Source organism: Pseudomonas botevensis, assembly GCF_019145475.1.
Taxonomy (GTDB): Bacteria; Pseudomonadota; Gammaproteobacteria; order Pseudomonadales; family Pseudomonadaceae; genus Aquipseudomonas; species Aquipseudomonas botevensis.
Map to the genome: position 1 here is coordinate 1 of NZ_JAHTKI010000025.1, position 24,276 is coordinate 24,276.

General features: G+C 61.7%; 19 protein-coding genes. 9 read left to right on the plus strand and 10 right to left on the minus strand.

Annotation, left to right across the window (positions count from 1 at the left end):
- Nucleotides 1-2,592, minus strand: a 2,592-nt coding sequence (locus tag KVQ74_RS24720) for a DUF6531 domain-containing protein (RefSeq protein WP_225930172.1), incomplete at its 3' end; no start/stop codon positions are given.
- Between the two features lie 248 nt (nucleotides 2,593-2,840).
- Between KVQ74_RS24720 and KVQ74_RS24725 the strand changes: the two genes are divergently transcribed.
- Nucleotides 2,841-3,536, plus strand: a complete 696-nt coding sequence (locus KVQ74_RS24725; protein ID WP_217833985.1) for an HAD-IA family hydrolase — start codon at nucleotides 2,841-2,843, stop codon at nucleotides 3,534-3,536.
- An 84-nt stretch (nucleotides 3,537-3,620) separates the two neighbouring features.
- Here KVQ74_RS24725 and KVQ74_RS24730 read toward each other — a convergent pair whose 3' ends face one another.
- Nucleotides 3,621-4,367, minus strand: a complete 747-nt coding sequence (locus KVQ74_RS24730) for a 3-oxoacyl-ACP reductase family protein (protein ID WP_217833986.1) — start codon at nucleotides 4,365-4,367, stop codon at nucleotides 3,621-3,623.
- Nucleotides 4,368-4,493: 126 nt separating this feature from the next.
- Here KVQ74_RS24730 and KVQ74_RS24735 point away from each other — a divergent pair, with 126 nt between their 5' ends.
- A complete protein-coding gene (locus KVQ74_RS24735; protein WP_217833987.1) occupies nucleotides 4,494-5,417 on the plus strand; it encodes a LysR family transcriptional regulator in 924 nt (307 codons plus the stop codon).
- 64 nt (nucleotides 5,418-5,481) lie between these two features.
- Here KVQ74_RS24735 and KVQ74_RS24740 read toward each other — a convergent pair whose 3' ends face one another.
- The 3 genes from KVQ74_RS24740 to KVQ74_RS24750 all read right to left on the minus strand — a co-directional run bounded on the left by KVQ74_RS24740 (nucleotide 5,482) and on the right by KVQ74_RS24750 (nucleotide 9,041).
- Entirely contained in the window at nucleotides 5,482-6,210 is a 729-nt protein-coding gene (locus KVQ74_RS24740; protein WP_217833988.1) for an aspartate/glutamate racemase family protein, read from the minus strand.
- Nucleotides 6,211-6,263: 53 nt separating this feature from the next.
- Nucleotides 6,264-7,805: an NCS1 family nucleobase:cation symporter-1 gene (locus KVQ74_RS24745; protein WP_217833989.1), complete on the minus strand. Its 1,542-nt coding sequence runs from the start codon at nucleotides 7,803-7,805 to the stop codon at nucleotides 6,264-6,266.
- 501 nt (nucleotides 7,806-8,306) lie between these two features.
- Entirely contained in the window at nucleotides 8,307-9,041 is a 735-nt protein-coding gene (locus KVQ74_RS24750) for a phosphoadenylyl-sulfate reductase (RefSeq protein WP_217833990.1), read from the minus strand.
- Nucleotides 9,042-9,204: 163 nt separating this feature from the next.
- On the opposite strand from KVQ74_RS24750, the gene thrH reads away from it, so the two are divergent.
- Nucleotides 9,205-9,822, plus strand: a complete 618-nt coding sequence (thrH, locus tag KVQ74_RS24755) for a bifunctional phosphoserine phosphatase/homoserine phosphotransferase ThrH (protein ID WP_217833991.1) — start codon at nucleotides 9,205-9,207, stop codon at nucleotides 9,820-9,822.
- A gap of 85 nt (nucleotides 9,823-9,907) precedes the next feature.
- Here thrH and pabB read toward each other — a convergent pair whose 3' ends face one another.
- The 4 genes from pabB to rloA all read right to left on the minus strand — a co-directional run bounded on the left by pabB (nucleotide 9,908) and on the right by rloA (nucleotide 14,568).
- Nucleotides 9,908-11,251 (minus strand): aminodeoxychorismate synthase component I, encoded by a 1,344-nt coding sequence (pabB, locus tag KVQ74_RS24760; RefSeq protein WP_217833992.1) that lies wholly within the window; start codon nucleotides 11,249-11,251, stop codon nucleotides 9,908-9,910.
- A 253-nt stretch (nucleotides 11,252-11,504) separates the two neighbouring features.
- Nucleotides 11,505-12,491, minus strand: coding sequence for an alpha-L-glutamate ligase-like protein (locus tag KVQ74_RS24765; RefSeq protein WP_217833993.1), 987 nt, complete (start codon nucleotides 12,489-12,491; stop codon nucleotides 11,505-11,507).
- Complete coding sequence (gene rloB, locus KVQ74_RS24770; protein ID WP_217833994.1) at nucleotides 12,491-14,026, minus strand: osmotic stress tolerance membrane protein RloB; 1,536 nt, start codon at nucleotides 14,024-14,026, stop codon at nucleotides 12,491-12,493. Before rloB ends, KVQ74_RS24765 begins: the two co-directional genes overlap by 1 nt.
- 5 nt (nucleotides 14,027-14,031) lie before the next feature.
- On the minus strand, nucleotides 14,032-14,568 hold the full coding sequence (gene rloA, locus KVQ74_RS24775; protein WP_011333239.1) for a retropepsin-like aspartic peptidase RloA: 537 nt from the start codon (nucleotides 14,566-14,568) through the stop codon (nucleotides 14,032-14,034).
- A 288-nt stretch (nucleotides 14,569-14,856) separates the two neighbouring features.
- On the opposite strand from rloA, the gene KVQ74_RS24780 reads away from it, so the two are divergent.
- From KVQ74_RS24780 to prpD, 6 genes are all read left to right on the plus strand, one after another.
- Complete coding sequence (locus tag KVQ74_RS24780) at nucleotides 14,857-15,579, plus strand: GntR family transcriptional regulator (RefSeq protein ID WP_217834043.1); 723 nt, start codon at nucleotides 14,857-14,859, stop codon at nucleotides 15,577-15,579.
- Nucleotides 15,576-16,466, plus strand: a complete 891-nt coding sequence (gene prpB, locus KVQ74_RS24785) for a methylisocitrate lyase (RefSeq protein WP_217833995.1) — start codon at nucleotides 15,576-15,578, stop codon at nucleotides 16,464-16,466. The genes KVQ74_RS24780 and prpB overlap by 4 nt, the downstream gene beginning before the upstream one ends.
- 70 nt (nucleotides 16,467-16,536) lie before the next feature.
- The gene (prpC, locus tag KVQ74_RS24790) at nucleotides 16,537-17,664 is read left to right on the plus strand and encodes a bifunctional 2-methylcitrate synthase/citrate synthase (RefSeq protein ID WP_217833996.1); all 1,128 of its coding nucleotides are present in this window, start codon (nucleotides 16,537-16,539) and stop codon (nucleotides 17,662-17,664) included.
- 61 nt (nucleotides 17,665-17,725) lie between these two features.
- Nucleotides 17,726-20,320, plus strand: coding sequence for a Fe/S-dependent 2-methylisocitrate dehydratase AcnD (gene acnD / locus KVQ74_RS24795; protein WP_217833997.1), 2,595 nt, complete (start codon nucleotides 17,726-17,728; stop codon nucleotides 20,318-20,320).
- Between the two features lie 54 nt (nucleotides 20,321-20,374).
- Entirely contained in the window at nucleotides 20,375-21,565 is a 1,191-nt protein-coding gene (gene prpF, locus KVQ74_RS24800; protein ID WP_217833998.1) for a 2-methylaconitate cis-trans isomerase PrpF, read from the plus strand.
- A gap of 294 nt (nucleotides 21,566-21,859) precedes the next feature.
- Nucleotides 21,860-23,344: a 2-methylcitrate dehydratase gene (prpD, locus tag KVQ74_RS24805; protein WP_217833999.1), complete on the plus strand. Its 1,485-nt coding sequence runs from the start codon at nucleotides 21,860-21,862 to the stop codon at nucleotides 23,342-23,344.
- Nucleotides 23,345-23,454: 110 nt separating this feature from the next.
- On the opposite strand, the gene ppsR is transcribed toward prpD, so the two are convergent.
- Nucleotides 23,455-24,273 (minus strand): posphoenolpyruvate synthetase regulatory kinase/phosphorylase PpsR, encoded by an 819-nt coding sequence (gene ppsR / locus KVQ74_RS24810; protein ID WP_217834000.1) that lies wholly within the window; start codon nucleotides 24,271-24,273, stop codon nucleotides 23,455-23,457.
- Nucleotides 24,274-24,276: the final 3 nt, after the last annotated feature.

Genomic DNA, 24,276 nt, shown 5'->3' on the forward strand with positions numbered 1-24,276 from the left:
CACGCCGCCATCAGGCAGGGTTTCCTCGATCAACTGGCCGAGGTCGTTCCAGGCAAACACATGCCGGCCAGCGTCCGGATAACGGATCGACAGCAGCCGCCCCTGGGGGTCGTAGTGGTAGTGGGTGACCTGGCCATGCGGATCGACCGCCTCGGTGACATCGCCCTGAGCATTGCGCCGGTAGGTCCACACCGCCTCGCCTCGGGTGCGGCGGTGCAGGAAACCGTGGCGGTAGTCGTAGGACGTTGGCGCATCTTCGGGCGGAAGCAGCGCCACCAGCCGTCCGGCAGCGTCGTAGCGGTATTCGGTGACGGCGCCGAGCGGATCCTGTTCGGCGATCAGCCGACCCTGGGCGTCATAGCGCTTGAGGTGTTCAGCGCCGTTGGCCTCGACCTTGCGCACCAGCCGCGCGCTGTCGTCGTGGACGTAAACCTCTTCGGTGCCATCGACGTATTGCACCGTGACGCGGCCGGCGTCATCCCAGACGTAGCGGGTGTCCATCTGCGCAAACGACGCCCAGTGGCGTACGCAGCGTGCTGCTTTGCCAGCCCGCTCCCACTCCCAGAAGAAGCTCGCGCCGCCGCTCAACTGGCGTTGCAGGATGACGTGGGCGTCGTCGTAGTCGTAGCGTTCGCTGTCGCCAACGGCGTTGGTGGCTTCGAGCAGGCGATGGCGGGCGTCGTAGCGATAACTGACCAGCGTCTGCTCGGTGTGCCAGGCCTCTTCAAGGCTCGGTGCTGGCCGAAAGCTCTGGTAGTCGATGCCGATCAGATGGGCGCGGTCATAACGCAACAACAGCGCGCGACCGGCGCCGTTGTCCAGCCGCTGGACACGGTCCTGGCGGTCGCGGCTGATGCGCAAGCGGTTGTCGTATGCATCGCTGATCGCCGTCAGACGCCCACTGCGAAAGTGATAAAACCGCGCCGTTTCCCCCGCCAGCGCGAGGATCAACTCCTCCGCTTCATCTCCGAGAAAAATCGCCGCCCGCGACAGACTGTTGTGAATCGCCGGGCGCTCGGCACTCGGCAGCGGAAACCGCGTGCGCCGGTTTTCGTGGTCGATCCAGACCACGCCGTCGCCCTCGATCGCCAGCCGATGGGCCAGCGAATGGCTCCAGCCATGACCGAGGCCGACATCGATTTCAGCGGCGCTGGTGCGGTACAGGCGGGTGAACTCGAACGGCAGCAATCCGTCGAGCACGCCGTCGGTCAACGTCAGCAGCTCTTCGCCGGTGACCATCGACACCGGGCAGCCGTTGGTGCAGGTCAGCGGGGCGCAATCGGCGCTGTCGCCGTTGGGGTTTTTCGCCTGATCCGGAGCATCGTCGCGGTGTTCGTGGCGTTCCAGTCGGGTCATGTGCCCGGACTTGTCGCGCGCGATGGCCGCCGGATTCGCGATCTTCAACGTCGAAGTGTCCGCCTGGCGAATCTCCAGGGGAACCGCAGGTGTCGGCTTCAACGGTGCCTGTCGGGCATTGACCATCAGCGGTTTCAACGCCTGCGCATGCGGCGTCAGACCGGCTGGGGGCGTCAGCGAATTCAGGCGCAGGGCCGACGCCGCCAGCCACTCCCTGGCTCGTGGCGATTTGATTTTGTCCAGCAATTTGACGCTCAGTTGCAGCGGCACGCCGATGCCACCGGCCACCCGCGTCAGCAGCAAACCGATCAGGAGTTCGGCGCGAACCTCGGCCACCACCTCCGCGAGATATTGCGGTGGCAACATCTTGAGCCAACTGGTGAACGCGGCGAGATGGATGAACAGAAGTGGTTCGTCGCCGAGGATCAGCAGGCCATTGGCAATGGCATCGGTGGACGCTTTCAGCAAGGCGTCCAGATCCGCTTCGGACAGGTATTGCAGGAGTTTTTCGCTATTGGCCTGCAAGTCCGCCAACAACGAAAACAGCTGTTTCACGTTGTCCCAGACACCGTTCAGTGCGGTTTCGAAGCCGCGCCAGTCAGCCTGTTGCAACTGGCCGTATCGCTGGCTGAAACCCGCGCTGGAAAACTCCGTCCACAGCGGCTGAAATCCGCTCCATTCCGCACGCAGCCAGTCCTCCAGGTTGTCGATGAGGCCTTGGTAGGAGGCGTACAGCGCTTTCACCTGGGCGGGAGATACGTCGGGGAAAAAGGTGATGCGATAACGCTGGCCGCGCTCGCAATCGCTCACTTCGAGAATGCCGCTGGGGCCGATGGTGTGGTGCAGCGGTTCACCAAAGGTCTGCACGCCATCGGCTTCGGCAATGAGCGGTTCCAGGGTGACCGGCGTATCGCCGATCGGTACGAAGCGCGCGGCTTCGAACATATGCACCAGGGTCAGCGACCCGGCGGCGGGGCACATGACCACTGATGAGCTGATGGGTTTGCGGCTGTTCAGCGGCGCGCTGAGGCGCACGTCGTTGCCGACCTTGAACACCTGTTCGACATCCAGCGCCGAACCGGTCCAGAACTGCTCGGCCCAGGTTTCATAGTTGTTGAGGCACAGGCGGAACTCCCGGAACAGGGTTTCGATATCCGGGTGTTCGGGGTTCAGCGCGGCGACCACCAGAAGACCGATGCTGTTGTTCAGGGCCAGAAGCCGATCGGGTTGGAACATTGGCAATCACCGCGCATTTCGATGGATAGGCGCGGAACTTTGCGGGGGATCAAAAAGGAAAGAAGTCGGGAAAGTAAGCCTTGCTTGTAGGGCATTTCGCTAAATGCACAGCGGCCGTTCGGCGACCCCGGGAGATTGCCCGTTGCCCAATGTCCGTCGCGCTCGTTATGCTGCTGAACCCTTTAATCAAATCCCGGAAACGGCGCTCGCGAGGCCGGACGGGATGTCCTTTGATAACGGATCCGCTGATGAATGCACCGCTGAAGGCGTTCGGCCCGATCAAGGCCGTGATTTTCGATATGGACGGTTTGCTGCTGGATACCGAGGGCATTTATACCGAGGTCACCTCGCTCATTGCCGAGCGCTACGGGCGTACTTTCGACTGGAGCATCAAGCAGAACATCATCGGGCGCGGCGCGGGCGATCTGGCGCGCTATGTGGTCGAAGCGCTGGATCTGCCGATCACCGCCGAGGAGTTTCTGGTGATCCGCGAGCCGCTGATGCGTGAGCGGTTTCCCACCGCGCAGGCGATGCCGGGGGCCGAGGAACTGATCCGTCACCTCAAGGCACACAACATTCCCATTGCGGTTGGCACCAGTTCGTCGCGTCAGTCGTTCGGGCAGAAAACCACGTTGCACCGCGACTGGTTTGCCTTGTTCGACTTCATCGTGACCGCCGACGACCCGGAAGTAGGCGCCGCGAAACCAGCGCCGGATATCTTCCTGACGGCTGCCCGACGCCTGGGTGTGGCGCCGGAGGATTGCCTGGTGTTCGAGGATTCGCCCTTCGGTGTCACGGCGGCGAAAGCGGCGGGCATGACCGCCATCGCGATTCCCGATGCGGCCATGGCGGATGAAAAATACGCACACGCCGACGGGATTCTTCGTACGTTGAAGGCGTTCACCCCGAGTGCCTGTGGCTTGCCGAGCCTTGAATGGGCATGATCGACTGATAAAGTCCGCACACAACAAAACGCCGCCCCACCTATCAAGGAGGGGCGGCGTTTTTGTTGGCGGTCACCCGTTGGATCAGGCGCCGAAACCACCGTCGATGGTCAGGCTGGCACCGGTGATGTAACCGGCTTCAGGGCCTGCGAGATAGGCGACGAAGGCGGCGATTTCTTCGGCTTTGCCGTAGCGACCGACGGCCATCAGCGGGATCAGACTGTCGGCGAAGTCGCCGTGAGCCGGGTTCATGTCGGTGTCGACCGGGCCGGGCTGCACGTTATTGATGGTGATGCCGCGCGGGCCAAGGTCACGGGCCAGGCCTTTGGTCAGGCCGACCAGTGCCGATTTGCTCATCGCGTACACACCGCCACCGCCGAAGGGCATGCGGTCGGCGTTGGTGCTGCCGATGTTGATGATCCGTGCGCCTTCGCCCATATGCTTGGCAGCCTCCTGGGACGCGACGAATACGCTGCGTACGTTGATCGCCAGGGTCTGGTCGAAGTCTTCCAGTTTGAAGTCTTCCAGCGGCGCGATTGCCAGGATGCCGGCGTTGTTGACGAGGATGTCGAGGCGGCCAAAGGTTTCGACGGTGGCGTTCACGGCCTGGCGAATGGCGCTGGCGTCGGCGCTGTCGGCCTTGATCGCCAGGGCTTTGCCGCCGGTGGCGGTGATGCTGTTCTGCAGCTCTTCAGCCTTGGCGGCGGAGCTTACGTAGGTGAAGGCGACAGCGGCGCCTTCGGCGGCCAGGCGCTTGACGATGGCAGCGCCGATACCGCGAGAACCGCCTTGAATCAGAGCAACTTTACCGCTGAGGTTTTGCGTGGTCATGGTCGAACTCCAGAGAATTCAAGGCGGGTTGCCTTGTTGTTGGAGGCGAGTATCTGCCCCGAACCCACAGCAGGGTAGACCATGATTGCTATAGTCTGTGTAAACCAAAAGTTTATAGTGGCGACCATGGAAACCTTCAGCAGTATCGAATGCTTTGTGCGTAGTGCCGAAGTCGGCAGCTTTGCTGAGGCCGCCCGGCGCTTGAGCCTGACCCCCGCCGCAGTCGGCAAGAGCGTGGCGAAACTGGAAGCGAGCCTCGGTGTGCGGCTGTTTCAGCGCAGTACCCGCAGCCTGACGCTGACCGAGGCCGGGCAACTGTTTTTGAGCGAGGTCAGCGCCAGCCTGACCACGATCCAGAATGCCGTAGCCAACCTCGCCAGCGCCGGAGGACAACCGGCGGGAACCCTGAAAGTCAGCGTCGGCACGGCGTTCGGGCGTTTGTATATCGTGCCATTGCTCGGTGAGTTTCTACGGCGGTTTCCGGCGATCAGCCCGGACTGGCATTTCGATAACCGTCAGGTCGATCTGATCGGGCAGGGCTTCGATGCGGCCATTGGCGGCGGATTCGAGTTGCCCCAGGGCGTGGTCGCACGCCGGTTGACCCCGGCCCATCGGATATTGGTGGCGTCGCAGGACTATCTGGATTCACGAGCGGCAATCAACGAGCCGGACGATCTCAAGCACCACGACGGCATTCTGATCCGTTCACCACAGACCGGCCGTGTGCGTTCATGGCAATTGACCCATCGCATCCGACAACACAGCCCGTTGGTACTTCGCGCGCGGATGACCCTGAGCGATTCCGAGGCCGCGTGCATTACGGCGGCGCAGGGGCTGGGGATTGCGCTGGTGAGCATGCCGTTTGCCGTGGGGTTTCTGGAGGCAGGCACCTTGCAGCGGGTGTTGCCGGACTGGTATGTCGATGACGGCAATATTTCGATCTATTACGCCGAGCACAAATTGTTGCCGGGCAAGACCCGGGCGTTTGTCGACTACATCATCGAGCAGTTTGCTGAGCGGGACTTGGCGCGGCGGTTCAGTGCGGTTTGAGTCTGATCGGGAATCGGGTTGCTCCCTTCGCGAGCAGCCCGTTCCCATGGGGAATGCAATGGATTCAGCGCGAAAACCGCTCAGCCCAGCCAATGATTTTCTTCGGCCGAGGCGTCGCATAAGTCCGCACCTTGGACGTCGACAATCCCAACCGCACCAGTGATTCGGCGATGGTCACCGCCGCCGTCACGCCATCCACCACCGGCACGCCGGTGCGTTGGCGGATCTGTTCATCGAGCCCGGCCATGCCGCCGCAGCCCAGGCAGATCACTTCGGCCTTGTCCTGCGTCACTGCCAGTTCCGCCTGCTGCACGATGGCTTCCAGCGCGCGTTGCGGCTCGTGTTCCAGTTCCAGCACTGCCAGGCCGCTGGCGCGTACCGAAGCGCAGCGATCCCACAGGCCCGAGAGCTTCAGGCGATCCTCGATCAGCGGCACGGTGCGATCCAGGGTGGTGACCACCGAATAGGCGTGGCCGAGAAACATTGCGGTGCTGGCGGCCGCGTCGGTGATGTCCACCACCGGCACGTTGAGCAGTTCCTGTAAGCCTTCGCGGCCGTGTTCGCCGTAGCCGGCCTGGATGACCGCGTCGAACGGCTGGTCGTAGGACATCACCCGATCCATCACGGCGATGGCCGCCAGGTAACTTTCGAAATTGCCCTCGACCGAGTCGGCACCGAAATGCGGCGTCAGGCCGATGATTTCCGTGCCGGGCGAGGCGACGGCCTGCGCCGAACGGGCGATGGCCTGGGTGATGGATTCGGTGGTGTTGACGTTGACCACGAGAATTCGCATGAGAAGTCCTTATTGCAGTTGGTTCTGCGGCCCGCGAACGGGCCGCCAAAAAATCAGTGACTGACGTTATCCACAGCGATGGCTTCACCATCCACGTCGGCGTAGTGCGGCTGGCGCCTGGCGATGATCAGGTAGAGCATTCCGGCGATCCCCGCACCGATCAGCCACGAGAAGGGCGATACGCTGTGGAATCCCGGCACGAGCGCCAGCACGATGGCGATCAGCGCGGCGGGAATGAACGCCGCCACCGCGCGCAAGTTGACGCCACGGCTGTAGTAATACGCGCCGTTGGGGTTTTCGCTGTACAGCTGCGGCACGTTGATCCGGCCTTTGCGGATCAGCCAGTAGTCGACCATGATCACGCCGTACAACGGGCCGAGCAGGGCGCCGAGGCCGGACAGGAAGTACACGATCACCAGCGGGCTGTTGTAGAGGTTCCACGGCAGGATCAGCACGGCGAGGGTCGCGCTGATCAGGCCGGCGCGGCGGAAGGTCAGGTACTTCGGCGCCAGGTTGCTCAGCACGAAGGCTGGCGCGACGAAGTTGGCCATGATGTTCACCGCCACGGTGACGATCAGGAACGCCAGGCAACCGAGGACCAGGAAAAACGTGTTGGGAATCGAGGCGATGATCTCGGTCGGGCTTTCGATGATCCGGCCGTTGATCTGAAATTGCGCGCCGCAGAGCAGGACGGTGATCCCGGCGAACACCAGAATATTCACTGGCAGGCCCCAGAAATTTCCGACCTTGATCGTCTTGCGGCAGGGCGACGAGCGGGCGAAGTCGCAGAAGTTGAGGATCAGCGTGCCGTAGATCGCCAGCCACAGCGCACCACCGGCAAAGATGTTGCGCCACATCTCGCCGCCGGTCAGCGGCTCGCGGATCGACCAGGCAATGGTCGCGTTGGCCTGGGTGTACATCCACACGGCGAGGCAGGCAACGGTCAGCAGAATCACCGGCCCGGCGAAGGCTTCGTAGCGCCGCACCATTTCCATGCCATAGGCCAGAATCGCCAGTTGCACGAACCAGATGGCCACGAAGCACACCCAACCCAGGCTCGAAAGGCCGAGGATCGAGTCGTGGTCGTACTCGGCGAAACCCGGGTGGACCGCTGTAAGCAACACCCGAAACACCACCGACGCCAGATAGGTCTGGATGCCGAACCAGGCGATGGCGATCACCGCCCGGATCAACGCCGGAATCTGCGCTCCGTGAATGCCGAAACTGATTCGGCTGATGACCGGGAACGGCACGCCGGTCTTTTGTCCCATGTAGCCGGACAGGTTCATGAAGAAGTACACCAGCGCCGCGCCGATCCCCAGCGACAGCAGAATCTGCCAGCCACCGAGACCGAGGGCGTAGAGGCCGATGGCAAACGAGTAGTTGGCGATGTTGTGCACATCGTTGGTCCACAGGGCGAAGATGCTGTATTTGCCCCAGCGCCGGCCTTCGGCCTTGGTCGGTGCCAGATCGCTGTTGTGCAGGCGCGGGCTCAGTTGCAGGGGGTCGGCCAGCCCGGCGTCGGGTACTGACGGGTCGAGTGAAGAGGCGGACAGATTCAGCGCGATGTTGTTATTGGAGAGACTTGTACGCATTCCGGCAGGCTCCTGATGTTCGGGGCCGCGATGACTGTGCATGAGCGTTGGCTCGACAAATCTTCGTCGCGGCAGTGAAGCATCACTGGTTAGGGGCATCTGCAGCCTGTACGGGATAGGGCGCTTCAGGCATGCGGATCGAAAGTGTGTGTATGTCTTGAATTTATTGTATACAAAACATGCATGCACTTAAGCCAGAACTGTGCCAGTCGCCGATCTATGAAAATCGGCGCTCATTTCGAAAAGTTATTGATGATCGATAAGGTGCTGAAATCAGGACGATTTAAATTGACCGATCGAACAGGTATTTATTTTTCAGGAGGGATTTGGCGCAACGGAGGAGAGCGGTGAGGGACGCAGAATGTAACTTTTCAGGGCGCCAAAATGAAAAGTGCACACATAAATGGCACCGATGGTGACATTTGTGTGTACACATTTTTATGCCTGGTGAACACGACTGTGGGAGCGGGCTTGCCCGCTCCCACAGAGAAGGGGCAGGTGTTACACCTTGGTGATGATATTGCCCGCGTGCAGCCCGCATTCTTTCTGGGTCGCTTCTTCCCACCACCAGCGGCCTTCGCGCTCGTGCTGGTTCGGCAGGACCGGGCGGGTGCAGGGTTCGCAGCCGATGCTGATGAAGCCGCGCTCGTGCAGGCTGTTGTATGGCAACTCGAGCATGCGGATGTAGCCCCAGATCTCTTCGCTGGTCATCTGTGCCAGCGGGTTGAACTTGTACAGGGTGCGCTCCGGCGTGGAGAACGCGCTGTCGACTTCCATCACCGCCACCGCACTGCGAGTGCCCGGGCTCTGATCGCGGCGCTGACCGGTGGCCCAGGCCTTGACGTCGGACAGCTTGCGGCGCAGCGGTTCGATCTTGCGAATCCCGCAGCACTCGCCGTGACCGTCCTTATAGAAGCTGAACAGGCCTTTTTCCTTCACGAACGGTTCAAGTTTCGTGTAGTCCGGCGAGACAATTTCGATGTCGATCTTGTAATGCTCGCGTACCTGTTCGATGAAACGGTAGGTCTCCGGGTGCAGGCGACCGGTGTCGAGACTGAAGACCTTGACGTTCTTGTTCAGCTTCCAGGCCATGTCCACCAGCACCACATCCTCGGCGCCGCTGAAGGATATCCACAGATCGTCGCCGAACTCGGCAAACGCGAGCTTCAGGATGTCCTGTGCGGATTTGTTGGCATAGGTCGTGGCGAGTTCCACGACGTCGAACGTTGGGCTCATCAGGGCGGCTTCCTACAGGTCAGTGGCGCTGGGCGCTCTATATGGAGGCGATGGTAACAAAAAGCTGCGGCGGCCGGGGTTCCGCCTGCGTTGCGTGGCCGGGGAGGAGCCGCTAGAGTTCGGGCTCGCTCGACTCGATAAACATTACAAACGGGAGTGTCTTGTGGAAATTGCCTGTCTTGATCTTGAAGGGGTGCTGGTTCCGGAAATCTGGATCGCCTTCGCCGAAAAAACCGGAATCGAATCGCTCAAGGCCACCACCCGGGACATTCCCGATTACGACGTTCTGATGAAGCAGCGCCTGCGCATTCTCGACGAGCACGGCCTCAAGCTCTCGGACATTCAGGAAGTGATCGCCACCCTCAAGCCGCTGGACGGTGCGGTGGAGTTCGTCAACTGGCTGCGCGAGCGCTTCCAGGTGGTGATTCTGTCGGACACCTTCTATGAGTTCTCGCAACCGCTGATGCGTCAGTTGGGCTTCCCGACCTTGCTCTGCCATCGCCTGATCACCGACGAAAGCGGGCGGGTGACTGGCTATCAACTGCGTCAGAAAGATCCCAAGCGCCAGTCGGTCCTGGCCTTCAAGAGCCTGTATTACCGGGTGATTGCCGCCGGTGATTCGTACAACGACACCAGCATGCTCGGTGAGGCGGACGCCGGGATTCTGTTCCATGCACCGGACAATGTGATCCGCGAGTTCCCGCAGTTCCCGGCGGTACACAGCTTTGCCGAGTTGAAGCAGGAGTTTCTCAAGGCTTCGAACCGGGAATTGAGTTTGTAAGCGACCGACCGGACGCTTTTGCGGGCAAACCCGCTCCCACAGGGACGTGCATTCCAGTGTGGGAGCGGGCTTGCCCGCGAAGCTTTCAGAGGTTCTGCAAGGTGTCGAGCAGGACCTTCACCTTGGTGATCGATTCCTGAAATTCAGCCTGCCAGTCCGAGTCGGCGACGATCCCGCCGCCGCCCCAGCAACACACCTGCCCATCCTTGACCAGCAGACTGCGAATGGCGATGGAGCTGTCCATCTCGCCGCGCACGTCCAGATACAGCAACGAGCCGCAATACAAACCGCGTCGGGTCGGTTCCAGCTCGTCGATGATCTGCATTGCGCGGATCTTCGGTGCGCCAGTGATCGAGCCGCCGGGGAAACTGCCGGCGATCAAATCCAGGGCGTCGCGATCCTGCGCCAGTTCGCCGGTGACGCTGCTGACCAGGTGATGCACGTTCGGATAGCTTTCCAGGCTGAACAACTCCGGCACCCGCACCGAGCCGATGCGGCAGGTGCGACCGAGGTCGTTGCGCAGCAGGTCGACGATCATCAGGTTTTCCGCACGATCCTTGGGGCTGGCCAGCAGTTCGGCGGCGTTCGCCGCGTCTTCGGCCGGGGTCAGGCCACGGGGGCGGGTGCCTTTGATCGGCCGGGTTTCCACCTGACGTTCGTTGACTTTGACGAAGCGCTCCGGCGACAGACTCAGCACCGCGCCGCCATCGGGCAGACTCTGGAAACCGGAAAAAGGTGTCGGGCAGGCCTCGCGCAGGGCGCAATAGGCCAGCCATGCGTCGCCCTGGCAGGTCGCGCGGAAACGCTGGGCGAAGTTGACCTGGTAGCAGTCGCCGGCCTGGATGTAATGCTGAATGCGCTCGAAGGCTTGGCGGTAGTCGTCGGCCGAGAGGTCGGCGCGCATGGGTGTGTTCAGTTTGAACGGGACCAGTGACGGCGCGGTTGGCTGGGTGAACAGCGTAATCAGCCGCTGCTTTTCGCCGTCATTGACCGACGGGTGGAACACCAGTTGGCTGGTTGCCGCTTGGTGATCGCTGATCAAGGCCCAGTCATACAGACCGAAACGCGCGTCGGGCAATTGCAGATCGTCTTGGGCCTGGCTGGGCAGGTTTTCCAGATGCCGGCCGAAGTCGTAGCTCAGGTAACCGATCAGCCCGCCGGCAAACGGCAGTTCGTAGCCTTGCGGCAGTTCGGCGTTACCCAGGTGGCTCAGCGTGGTCCGCAGCCGTTGCAGGAAAAGGCTGCCGCTTTCGTCCGGCAGAACCGCCAGTTGCTCCAGCGGCCAGGCGCTGAGGATGTCATGACGGCCACGGTCGGCGCTGGGGCGGCCGCTGTCGAGCAGCACGGCGCCGGGCGCATGGCGGACTGCCGCGAAATACTCGGCGGGGTTGGCGCGGTAGGGGAGCGGGTGTACGGAACAGGTCAGCATGGGCGGGGCAGATCGGCCATCGAGGCGGGGTGGGGATTGTAGTCTGCTCCTTGGATTGCTCCTAGATCAAAATCAAGAGCAACCCCCTCACCCCAACCCTCTCCCCCAGAGGGGCGAGGGGGAAAGGGGGCAGATCGCAGGCTTTTCAAGTCCTGAGTACGACTCGGTCTCTCAGGTCGGTGCAATTCAAAAGAGCGACCCGATCAGTCCGCTCTCCCTCAGGGAGAGGGGCAGGGTGAGGGGCTTTTGCCCTTCAGCCTTCGACCGCCGGGATATGCCCGAACATCTCCTGGGTAAACGCCACCCGCTCTTCAACCGACTCAGTCACGCCACGGGCCTTCAGTTCTTCCAGGTGCGCTTCAACCGCGTGGGTGCGCAAGGTCAGCCCGCAGTCGTTGGCAATCTGGATATTCAGCCCCGGCCGCGCATTCAGCTCGAGAATCAGCGGGCCTTTCTCCTGGTCGAGCACCATGTCCACGCCGATGTAACCCAGGCCGCACAACTCATAGCAGCCGGCGGCGAGTTTCATGAAACCGTCCCAGTAGGGCAGTTGCACGCCGTCCACCGCGTTGGTGGTGTCCGGGTGTTTGGCGATGATGTTGTTCAGCCAGGTGCCGCGCAGGGTCAGGCCGGTGGCCAGGTCGACACCGACGCCGATGGCGCCCTGGTGCAGGTTGGCCTTGCCGCCGGACTGACGGGTCGGCAGACGCAGCATCGCCATCACCGGATAACCCATCAGCACGATGATGCGGATGTCCGGCACGCCTTCGTAGCTGATGCTTTTGAAGATCTGGTCCGGGGTGACCCGGTATTCGATCAGCGCCCGATCCCGATGCCCGCCCAGCGAGTAGAGGCCGGTGAGGATGCTGGAGATGTGATGCTCGAGCTCTTCGTGGGCGATGATCTTGCCCGACACCGTGCGATAGCGGCCTTCGAAGCGGTCGGCCACCACGATGATGCCGTCGCCGCCGGCGCCCTGGGCCGGTTTGATCACGAAGTCGTTGCGCCCGCCGATGATCTCGCCGAGCTTGTCGATTTCCTTCTCGGTGGAAATCACGCCATACAGCTCCGGCACATGAATGCCGGCCTTGATCGCGCGTTCCTTGGTGATGATCTTGTCATCGACGATCGGGTACAGACTGCGCTTGTTGTACTTGAGCACGTAGTCTGCGTTACGCCGGTTGATGCCCATGATCCCGCGGGCCTCAAGGGCTTTCCAGGTCTTCCAGAAACCGAACATCAGGCGTCAGCCTTCTTCAGGAAGGCCTTGAAGCGCACCAGTTCGGTCAGGCGGTAACCGCGATAACGCCCCATTGCCAGCATGAAGCCCACCAGGATCAGCAGGATCGCCGGGAAGGTGAACACGAAGTACACCAGCTCCGGCACGGTCATGATCAGGTGCGCCAGGGAGGCGGCGAACAGCGTGCCGATCGCCACTTTCATCGCATGGCTGGCGCCGCGTTCTTCCCAGGTGATCGACAGGCGTTCGATGGTCATGGTCAGAATCACCATCGGGAACAGCGCCACCGACAAGCCGCGCTCCAGACCCAGCTTGTGGCTGAACAGACTGATGGCGGCAATCAGCACCACCACGAACGTCAACACCACCGACAGTCGCGGCAGCATTTGCAGCTTCAAATGCTCCAGGTACGAACGCAGCGACAGCCCCAGCGCCGTGATCACGGTAAACAGCAGAATGCCGAAGCCCAGCTGCGTCTCGCGGAAGGCCAGGGCAATCAGCACCGGGGTGAACGTGCCGAGGGTCTGCAGGCCGATCAGGTTGCGCAGGATCAGGATCACCAGCACGCCGATCGGGATCATCACCATGATCATGAAGGTCTGCTGGGTTTGCAGCGGCAGGCCGTACAGCGAGTATTCGAGGAAGTTGGCGTCGGTGTTTTCGTCGGTCAGCTTGGCCAGACGAATCGCGTTCATCTCGCTGTTGTTCAGGCTGAAGGTCACGTTGGCTTTCTTGCCGCCGTCGACGGTGATCAGGTTTTCGTCGCCGGTCCACCACAGCAGGCGGTCGGTCGGCAGACCCTGTTCGCCGGTTTCCGGGTTGAAGTACAGCCAGTCGGTGCCGTTGAAGCTGCGCAGCCACAGTTCAGGCATCTGCGGCTGATCGGCGACGAGGCGAATGGTGTGGACTTTCTCGACCGGGACGTGGGCGATCGACAGCAGCAACTCGACGATTTTTGCCTTGTGCGCGGTGGACGGATCGCCGGCCAGCAGCAGTTTCACGTTGTCGTCGTTGACGTTGTTGACCCGTTTGATTGCCTCGCCGATGAAGGTTTCGACGTCGGCCGAGTGCTGGCGGATCGGCGCGAGCAGGGCTTCGGCGGCGATTTTTTCCGGGCCTTCGATGGCCATGCTGTCGCGGAAGGTCGGGCCTTTGATCTTGGATTTTTCGGCGGTGTAACGCTTGGTCAGCACCAGGCGGTAATAAAGGGTCTGGTTGCCCTTGGCCCGGCGCGCCGACCAGGTGACCTTGCGGTTGCCATCGACGCGGTTGACCGCCACCCCGTAGTTATTGGAGATGAAGCTTTCATTGAGGCTGACGTAGTCGCGGCTCAGCGGCGGCACGAACATCTGGATCTTCACCGGATCCTTGGTGCTGGCGACGAACTCGACCTTGGCGTCGATGTTCCACAAGTCGTCGGTGGCGTCTTCTGTCACGGGAATGCCGAGCACGAAAATCTGATAGGCCGTAACCGAAACGCCCAGCAGCACCAGGATGGTGATCAGGATTTTCAGGTGGAAGGTTAGAGAACGCATGGAAATTACTCGGCGGTATGAGCGGCGATGGCGCAGGCAGGTTTGCCGGCAGCGTATTTAAGACTGGGGTCGACCAGCGCATCAAAGCGTTTCAGCGCTTCGGAGCCAATCAAGAGCGGGTATTGGAACGCACTGCGGTCGGTCAGGTTCACTTCGATGCTGCGCATCGCCGAACCCATGCAGATATCCAGTTCGATCACCGGGCGGGCGGTGTACTTCTTGCCTTCTTCCGGGTCGTAGTCGCCGGCGCGGCGCTTGATCTTGCTGACCCGCGCCAGCGGTCGTTCGATCGGGTGCGAATGTGCGGCGTCGATGGCGAGGTAAAAGCGTACCCACGACTCGCCGTTGCGCTTGAAGCGTTTGATGTCGCGGGCACTGAGCGAGGCGGTTTTCGCCCCGGTGTCGAGTTTGGCCGCGACTTCCAGATTGATGCCGTCGAGCGCAGCGTATTCGTTGAGGCCGTACACGGTCTTTTCCCCTGCGGCGGCGAGGCCGGGCAGGCAGAACAGAGCGAAGAATGTGGGGAAGGGCTTGAGTCTCATAAATCCTGGCGAGTAGCAGTCCGTTCTCGGTTCGGGGGCCTGGGTCAGGTGATCCTGTCCGCACAGCGCCTATCAGTTTTTTATGACAAGCCATGCAAATGACTCGCAAATGCGCGCGGCATTCTAGCACGGTGGTTTTATGGCGCCAGCGCCCGAGCCGGTCTATAACCCTTGGGGCTGATAATGAGCGTTATTAGACGATTGTCGACAATCTTGATTTTTCCTTTGACTGGTACAGTGCGATTCGCTAGTTTTTGCCGCATTGGATTTAAAGGTGTCGACAATATGCTGGATCAACTCGATCCCCCGGTCATCGGCGGCGACGATTCGGAAACGCTCTCGGAAAACGTCTTCCGGCGTATCCAGGCCGCTATCGTCAAAGGCGAGATCGCCCCGGGCAGCAAGATCTCCGAGCCGGAACTGGCGCGCACTTACGGCATCAGTCGCGGGCCGCTGCGCGAAGCCATTCATCGTCTGGAAGGCCAGCGGCTGCTGGTGCGCGTGCCGCACGTCGGCGCGCGGGTGGTTTCGCTGAGCCACGCCGAGTTGCTGGAACTCTACGAAATCCGCGAATCCCTCGAAGGCATGGCCTGCCGTCTGGCGGCCGAACGCATGAGCAGCGAAGAAATCGACGAGCTGCGTCAGGTCCTGGAAACCCACGAGCGCGATGCGGCGTTCCAGGCCGGGGTCGGTTACTACCAGCAGGAAGGCGACTTCGATTTTCATTACCGGATCATTCAGGGCAGCGGCAACCGCACCCTGACCCAGATGCTCTGCGGCGAGCTTTATCAACTGGTGCGCATGTACCGCATCCAGTTCTCTACCACGCCGAACCGGCCGCGCCAGGCCTTTGCCGAGCACCACCGGATTCTCGATGCCATCGCCGACCGTGACGGCGAACTGGCCGAATTGTTGATGCGCCGGCACATCGGCGCCTCGAAACGCAATATCGCCCGTCATTACCAGGACGGCGCCCACAACAAGACAGCCACTGAACGAGGTGAGTCATGAGTTTCAAGCAGAACACTCCAGGCCAGCGTTTCCGCGATGCGGTCGCCAGCGAGCATCCGCTGCAAGTGGTCGGCGCGATCAACGCCAACCACGCGCTGCTGGCCAAGCGTGCCGGTTTCAAGGCGATCTACCTGTCCGGTGGCGGGGTGGCCGCAGGCTCCCTCGGCGTGCCGGACCTGGGCATCACCGGCCTCGATGATGTGCTGACCGACGTGCGTCGCATCACCGACGTCTGCGACCTGCCGTTGCTGGTGGACGTGGACACCGGTTTCGGCGCGTCGGCGTTCAACGTCGCGCGCACCGTCAAGTCGATGATCAAGTTCGGCGCGGCGGCGATCCACATTGAAGACCAGGTCGGCGCCAAGCGCTGCGGTCATCGCCCGAACAAAGAAATCGTCACCCAGCAGGAAATGGTCGACCGCATCAAGGCAGCGGTCGATGCGCGCACCGACGACAGCTTCGTGATCATGGCCCGTACCGACGCCCTGGCGGTGGAAGGCCTGGAATCGGCACTGGATCGCGCCGCCGCGTGCATCGAGGCCGGTGCCGACATGATCTTCCCGGAAGCCATCACCGAGCTGGACATGTACAAGTTGTTCGCCAACCGCGTGAAGGCGCCGATCCTGGCCAACATCACCGAATTCGGTTCGACGCCGCTGTACACCACCGAGCAGCTTGCGGGAGCAGATGTGTCGCTGGTGCTGTACCCGCTGTCGGCGTTCCGCGCGATGAACAAGGCGGCGGAAAACGTCTACACCGCGATCCGCCGCGACGGCACCCAGCAGAATGTCATCGACACCATGCAGACACGCATGGAGCTTTACGATCGCATCGACTACCACACCTTCGAGCAGAAGCTCGACGCGTTGTTCGCGGCGAAGAAGTAAAGAACATCCCCGATACCGTGATCAGACACAACTTGCCGATTCCCTAAAAAATTCAAGATTGGAGACAGCAATGGCCGAAGCAAAAGTACTCAGTGGCGCCGGGCTCCGGGGCCAGGTTGCCGGGCAGACCGCCCTGTCCACCGTGGGCCAGGCCGGTGCCGGCCTGACCTATCGCGGCTACGACGTCCGTGAACTGGCCGCCGACGCGCAATTCGAAGAAGTGGCGTACCTGCTGCTTTACGGAGAACTGCCGAGCAAGGCGCAACTCGACGCTTACCAAAGCAAACTGGGCAAGCTGCGCGACCTGCCGCAAGCGCTGAAAGAAGTGCTGGAACGCATCCCCGCCGACGCCCACCCGATGGACGTGATGCGCACCGGTTGCTCGTTCCTGGGCAATATCGAACCGGAGAAAGACTTCTCCGAGCAACAGGACAAGACCGATCGCCTGCTGGCCGCGTTCCCGGCGATCATGTGCTACTGGTATCGCTTCAGCCACGACGGCAAACGCATCAACTGCGTCAGCGACGAACCTTCGATCGGCGGCCACTTCCTGCACCTGCTGCACGACAAGAAGCCGAGCGAGTTGCACGTCAAAGTGATGAACGTCTCGCTGATTCTCTATGCCGAGCATGAATTCAACGCCTCGACCTTCACCGCGCGGGTGTGCGCTTCGACCCTGTCCGACCTGTATTCCTGCGTCACCGCCGCCATCGGTTCGCTGCGCGGCCCGCTGCACGGCGGTGCCAACGAGGCGGCGATGGAAATGATCGAGCGCTTCGCGTCGCCGGAAGACGCGATCAAAGGCACCCTCGGCATGCTTGAGCGCAAGGACAAGATCATGGGCTTCGGCCATGCGATCTATAAGGACAGCGATCCGCGCAACGAGGTGATCAAGGGCTGGTCGAAAAAACTCGCCGACGAAGTGGGCGACAAGGTGTTGTTCCCGGTCTCCGAAGCCATCGACAAGACGATGTGGGAGCAAAAGAAACTGTTCCCGAACGCCGACTTCTACCATGCCTCGGCGTACCACTTCATGGGCATCCCGACCAAGTTGTTCACGCCGATTTTCGTCTGCTCGCGTCTGACCGGCTGGGCGGCGCATGTGTTCGAGCAGCGTGCCAACAACCGCATCATCCGTCCAAGCGCCGAGTATGTCGGCGTCGAACAGCGCAAGTTCGTGCCAATCGAACGTCGCTGAATGGTGGGGGCCGAATCCCGGCCCCACCTCTTGAAAATACCGTGACCCGAGTCCTGACCCGATGAACACAGAATTCCGCAAAAACCTGCCCGGCAGTTCCCTGGACTACTTCGACGTGCGCGCAGCGGTCGAGGCGATTCAGCCAGGCAGTTACGCCACCCTGCCGTACACCTCGCGCGTGCTGGCGGAAAACCTCGTGCGTCGCTGCGACCCGGCCACGCTCACCGATTCCCTGAAGCAGTTGATCGAGCGCAAGCGCGACCTCGACTTCCCGTGGTTCCCGGCGCGGGTGGTATGCCACGACATTCTTGGTCAGACCGCGCTGGTCGACCTCGCCGGTCTGCGCGATGCGATCGCCCAGCAGGGTGGCGACCCGGCGCAAGTCAATCCGGTGGTGCCGACCCAGTTGATCGTCGACCACTCGCTGGCGGTGGAGGCGGGCGGCTTCGATGCCCAGGCGTTCGAGAAGAACCGCGCCATCGAGGACCGTCGCAACGAAGACCGTTTCCACTTCATCAACTGGACCAAAAAGGCCTTCAAGAACGTCGACGTGATCCCGCCGGGCAACGGCATCATGCACCAGATCAACCTGGAGAAAATGTCCCCGGTGATCCAGGTGCGCGACGGCGTGGCGTTCCCTGACACCTGCGTCGGCACCGACAGCCACACCCCGCATGTCGATGCACTGGGCGTGATCGCCATCGGTGTCGGCGGCCTCGAAGCCGAGAGCGTGATGCTCGGCCGCGCGTCGTGGATGCGCCTGCCGGAAAGCGTCGGCGTCGAACTGACCGGCAAACTGCAACCGGGCATCACCGCCACCGACATGGTGCTGGCGCTGACCGAATACCTGCGCAAACAGAAAGTCGTCGGCGCCTGGCTGGAGTTCTTCGGCGAAGGCGCGTCGGCACTGACCCTCGGCGACCGCGCGACCATCTCCAACATGGCCCCGGAATACGGTGCCACCGCTGCGATGTTCTACATCGACCAGCAGACCATCGACTATCTGAAACTCACCGGTCGTGAAGACCAGCAGGTGCAGCTTGTCGAGCAATACGCCAAGCAGATCGGTCTGTGGGCCGACAGCCTGAAAGGCGCGCAGTACGAGCGCGGCCTGACTTTCGACCTGTCCTCGGTGGTGCGCAACATGGCCGGCCCGAGCAACCCGCACGCTCGCGTAGCGGTGTCGGATCTGGCGGCCAAAGGCATCGCCGGCCAGTGGGAAGACGTACCGGGGCAAATGCCTGACGGCGCGGTAATCATCGCCGCGATCACCAGTTGCACCAACACCAGCAACCCGCGCAACGTGATCGCCGCCGGCCTGCTGGCGCGCAACGCCAACAAGCTCGGGCTGAGCCGCAAACCGTGGGTCAAGTCATCGCTGGCGCCGGGCTCGAAAACCGTGGCGCTGTACCTTGAGGAAGCGGGGCTGGGCAAGGAGCTGGAGCAGCTCGGTTTCGGCGTCGTCGCGTTTGCCTGTACCACTTGCAACGGCATGTCTGGCGCACTCGATCCGGTGATCCAGCAGGAAATCATCGACCGCGACCTGTACGCCACCGCCGTGCTCTCGGGCAACCGTAACTTCGACGGGCGGATTCACCCGTACGCGAAACAGGCGTTCCTCGCCTCTCCGCCGCTGGTGGTCGCTTATGCCATTGCCGGCACCATCCGTTTCGATATCGAGAAGGATGTTTTGGGCGTGGTCGATGGCAAGGAAATCCGCCTGAAAGACATCTGGCCAAGCGACGAAGAAATCGAAGCGGTGGTCAAGGCGTCGGTCAAGCCTGAGCAGTTCCGTCAGGTGTACATCCCGATGTTCGCCATCCATGAAGACACCGGCCCGAAAGTCACGCCGCTGTACGACTGGCGCGAAATGAGCACCTACATCCGCCGTCCGCCGTACTGGGAAGGCGCGCTGGCCGGGGCACGGCCGCTCAAGGGCATGCGCCCGCTGGCGGTGCTGCCGGACAACATCACCACCGATCACCTGTCGCCGTCCAACGCGATCATGCTCGACAGCGCCGCTGGCGAGTACCTGGCGAAAATGGGCCTGCCGGAAGAGGACTTCAACTCCTACGCCACCCACCGTGGCGACCACCTGACCGCGCAGCGCGCGACCTTCGCCAATCCGAAACTGTTCAATGAAATGGTTCAGGAAAACGGCAAGGTCAAGCAGGGCTCGCTGGCCCGCGTGGAGCCGGAAGGCCAGGTCATGCGCATGTGGGAAGCCATCGAAACCTACATGGATCGCAAGCAGCCGCTGATCATCATCGCCGGTGCCGACTACGGTCAGGGTTCGTCCCGCGACTGGGCGGCCAAGGGTGTGCGTCTGGCGGGTGTGGAAGCGATCGTCGCCGAAGGCTTCGAGCGCATTCACCGCACCAACCTGGTGGGCATGGGCGTGTTGCCGCTGGAGTTCAAACCAGGCACCGACCGCAAGACCCTGGGCATCGATGGCAGCGAAACCTACGACGTGATCGGCGACCGCACGCCGCGCGCGGACCTGACGCTGGTCATTCATCGGCGCAACGGCGAACGGCTCGAAGTGCCAGTGACCTGCCGCCTCGACACCGCCGAAGAGGTGTCGATCTACGAGGCGGGCGGCGTGTTGCAGCGCTTTGCCCAGGACTTCCTTGAAGAGTCGGCGGTTGCCGTTTAAATCATCAAATGCGGGCATGGGATTTCAAGTCCCATGCCTTTGTTAAGGAGCACCATGGCTCACGCACCGCAAGTCAAAATCCCCGCCACCTACATGCGCGGCGGCACCAGCAAAGGCGTGTTCTTCAGCCTGCAGGATCTGCCTGAAGCCGCCCAGGTTCCCGGCCCGGCCCGCGATGCCCTGCTGCTGCGGGTGATCGGCAGCCCCGATCCGTACGACAAGCAGATCGACGGCATGGGCGGCGCCACGTCGAGCACAAGCAAAACCGTGATCCTGTCGAAAAGCATCAAGGCCGATCACGACGTCGATTACCTGTTCGGTCAGGTGTCCATCGACAAGCCGTTCGTGGACTGGAGCGGCAACTGCGGCAATCTGTCGGCGGCGGTCGGTTCGTTTGCCGTCAGCAATGGCCTGGTGGACGCCAGCCGCATTCCGCACAACGGCGTGGCGGTGGTGCGCGTGTGGCAGGCCAACATCGGCAAGACCATCATCGCCCATGTGCCGATCACCCACGGTGAAGTGCAGGAAACCGGCGATTTCGAACTCGACGGCGTGACCTTTCCGGCTGCTGAAGTGCAGCTGGAGTTCATGGACCCGGCGGCGGAAGAAGAGGGCGCCGGTGGTTCGATGTTCCCTACGGGCAATCTGATCGATGAGCTGCAAGTGCCGGGTGTTGGCACGTTTCAGGCAACCCTGATCAATGCCGGGATTCCGACCATTTTTATCAACGCCGAAGACATTGGCTACAAAGGCACCGAACTGCAAGGTGCGATCAACGGCGATCCGAAAGCGCTGCTGATGTTTGAAACCATCCGCGCTCATGGCGCGCTGCGCATGGGGCTGATTTCCAGCCTCGATGAAGCGGCCAAGCGGCAGCACACACCGAAGGTGGCGTTCGTCGCCAAACCTGCGGATTACGTGGCCTCCAGCGGCAAGGCGATTGCGGCGGGGGATGTCGACCTGCTGGTGCGCGCGCTGTCCATGGGCAAGCTGCACCACGCGATGATGGGCACGGCGGCGGTGGCGATCGGCACGGCGGCAGCCATCTCCGGCACCCTGGTAAACCTGGCGGCGGGCGGCGTGGAACGTAGCGCGGTGCGCTTCGGGCATCCGTCCGGGACGTTGCGCGTGGGCGCCGAGGCCAGTTTGGAAAACGGTGAGTGGGTTGTGAAGAAAGCGATCATGAGCCGTAGTGCGCGCGTCTTGATGGAAGGCTACGTCCGTGTGCCTGGAGATTCCTTCTGATCCAGAGTCGATGCCCTCATCCGGAGTGAGAGGGGCCGACCGAATGGTAATCAGATGTCCTGCGACCTGAAGCATCTTGGCGATTATGGATTCACAGTAGGGCTTTCAGGTCGACGTCACCTTTGAATATCCCCCATTCGGTGCCCTCTTCTTCCGGGAGAGGGCTAGGGTGAGGGAAGCAATCCAACTGACGAAACACACCAAAGCAGACACCCACGATCTGCTCTAAACAGAAAACCAACCAGCCCCTGAGGAAGACCACCCCACTCATCATTCCCCATCAGGAGAACCGCAATGAGCGCCAACGTCGACCTGAACAACCGCCCCGACTACGACGCTGTCCTGCAGGACATCGCCGACTACGTCCTCCATTTCAACATCGAATCCGCCGAAGCCCTGGACACCGCCCGCAACTGCCTGATGGATACCCTGGGCTGCGGCCTGCTGGCCCTGCGTTTCCCGGAATGCACCAAGCACCTCGGTCCGATCGTCGAGGGCACCGTCGTGCCGTTCGGGGCGCGGGTGCCGGGCACCGCTTATCGGCTCGATCCGGTGAAAGCCGCGTGGGACATCGGTTGCATCGTCCGTTGGCTCGATTACAACGACACCTGGCTCGCCGCCGAATGGGGGCATCCGTCGGATAACCTCGGCGGGATTCTCGCAGTGGCCGACCATCTGTCGCAAAAACGTCTGGCCAATGGCGAAGCGCCGCTGACTATTCGCCATGTGCTCGAAGCGATGATCCTGGCCCATGAGATTCAAGGCGTGATCGCGCTGGAAAACTCCTTCAATCGCGTAGGCCTCGACCATGTGATCCTGGTGAAAGTCGCCTCGACCGCCGTCACCGCCAAACTCATGGGCGCCAATCGTGAGCAACTGCTGTCGGCTTTGTCCCACGCGTTCGCCGATGGTCAGGCATTGCGCACCTATCGCCATGCGCCCAACGCCGGGTCGCGCAAATCCTGGGCAGCAGGTGATGCATCGAGCCGGGGCGTGCGCCTGGCGGACATCGCGATGCGCGGCGAGATGGGCATTCCCGGAGTATTGACGGCAAAGCAGTGGGGTTTCTACGACGTGTTGTTCAGCCACACCAACAACGATCTGGCGCTCAAGCCCGAAGACAAGCGCCGGTTCAGCTTCTCGCGACCGTTCGGCAGTTACGTGATGGAAAACGTGTTGTTCAAGATCAGCTTCCCCGCCGAGTTTCACGCGCAGACCGCGTGCGAGGCGGCGGTGACCCTGCACCCGCAGGTGCGCAATCGCCTGCATGAAATCGACCGGATCGTCATCACCACCCACGAATCGGCGATTCGCATCATTTCCAAGGTCGGGCCGTTGGCCAATGCTGCCGACCGTGACCACTGCATCCAGTACATGACCGCCGTGCCGCTGGCCTTCGGCAATCTGGTGGCCGAGCAGTACGAGGATGATTTCCACAGGGCGCATCCGATCATCGATGTGCTGCGCGAAAAAATGGTCATCGTCGAAGAGCCGCGTTTCACCCGCGAATACCTGGAAGCCGACAAACGCTCGATTGCCAACGCGGTGCAGGTGTTTTTCAAGGACGGTTCCAGCACCGATAACGTGGTGGTGGAGTACCCGATCGGCCATCGCCGGCGCCGTGCGGAGGGCATTCCGTTGCTGGAGGACAAGTTCAAGGCGAACCTGGCGACCCGGTTTGTCGGGCAACGGTGCGGGGAGATTTTTGCCCTGTGCAAGGATCAGGTGCGGCTTGAGGCCACGCCGGTGAATCGGTTCGTCGATTTGTTCGTTATCTGACGGACCGCGTTAGCGCTCTTCGCGAGCAAGCCTGCTCCCACGCAACACATCCCAATGTGGGAGCGGCAGTGCGACTTGCCCGCGAAAGCGTCCGTCCAGGCGCGACAACCTTACTTGAACCGCCGCTCCACGCCTTTCTCCACGAGGATCTTCGCCGAAATCTCTTCCACCGAAAAATGCGTGGAGTTGATGTGCGGGATGTTCTCGCGGCGGAACAGGTTTTCCACCTCGCGCACTTCGAATTCGCACTGGGCGTAGCTCGAATAGCGGCTGTTGGGCTTGCGCTCATTGCGGATCGCGGTGAGGCGATCCGGGTCGATGGTCAGGCCGAACAGCTTGTGCTGGTGCGCGCGCAGGGCGGCCGGCAGTTGCAGGCGCTCCATATCGTCTTCGGTCAACGGATAGTTGGCCGCGCGGATGCCGAATTGCATCGCCATGTACAGGCACGTCGGCGTCTTACCACATCGCGACACGCCCACTAGTATCAGGTCGGCCTTGTCGTAATAGTGCGTGCGGGCGCCGTCGTCGTTGTCGAGGGCGAAGTTCACCGCCTCGATGCGCTCCATGTAATTGGAGTTGTGCCCGATCGAATGGGACTTGCCGACGGTGTAGGAAGAATGCTCGGTCAGTTCCTGCTCGAGAGGGGCGAGGAAGGTCGAGAAAATGTCGATCATGAAACCATTGGACGTTGCGAGAATCTCACGGATGTCCTGATTGACGATGGTGTCGAAGATGATCGGCCGGAAACCATCGGTTTCAGCGGCTTTGTTGATTTGTTGTACCATGGCCCGCGCTTTATCCACGCTGTCGATGTAGGGCCGCGTGAGTTTGCTGAAGGTAATGTTTTCGAACTGCGCCAGAAGGCTTTGACCCAGGGTTTCGGCAGTGATGCCGGTGCCATCGGAGATAAAGAAAGCAGATCGTTTCATTTG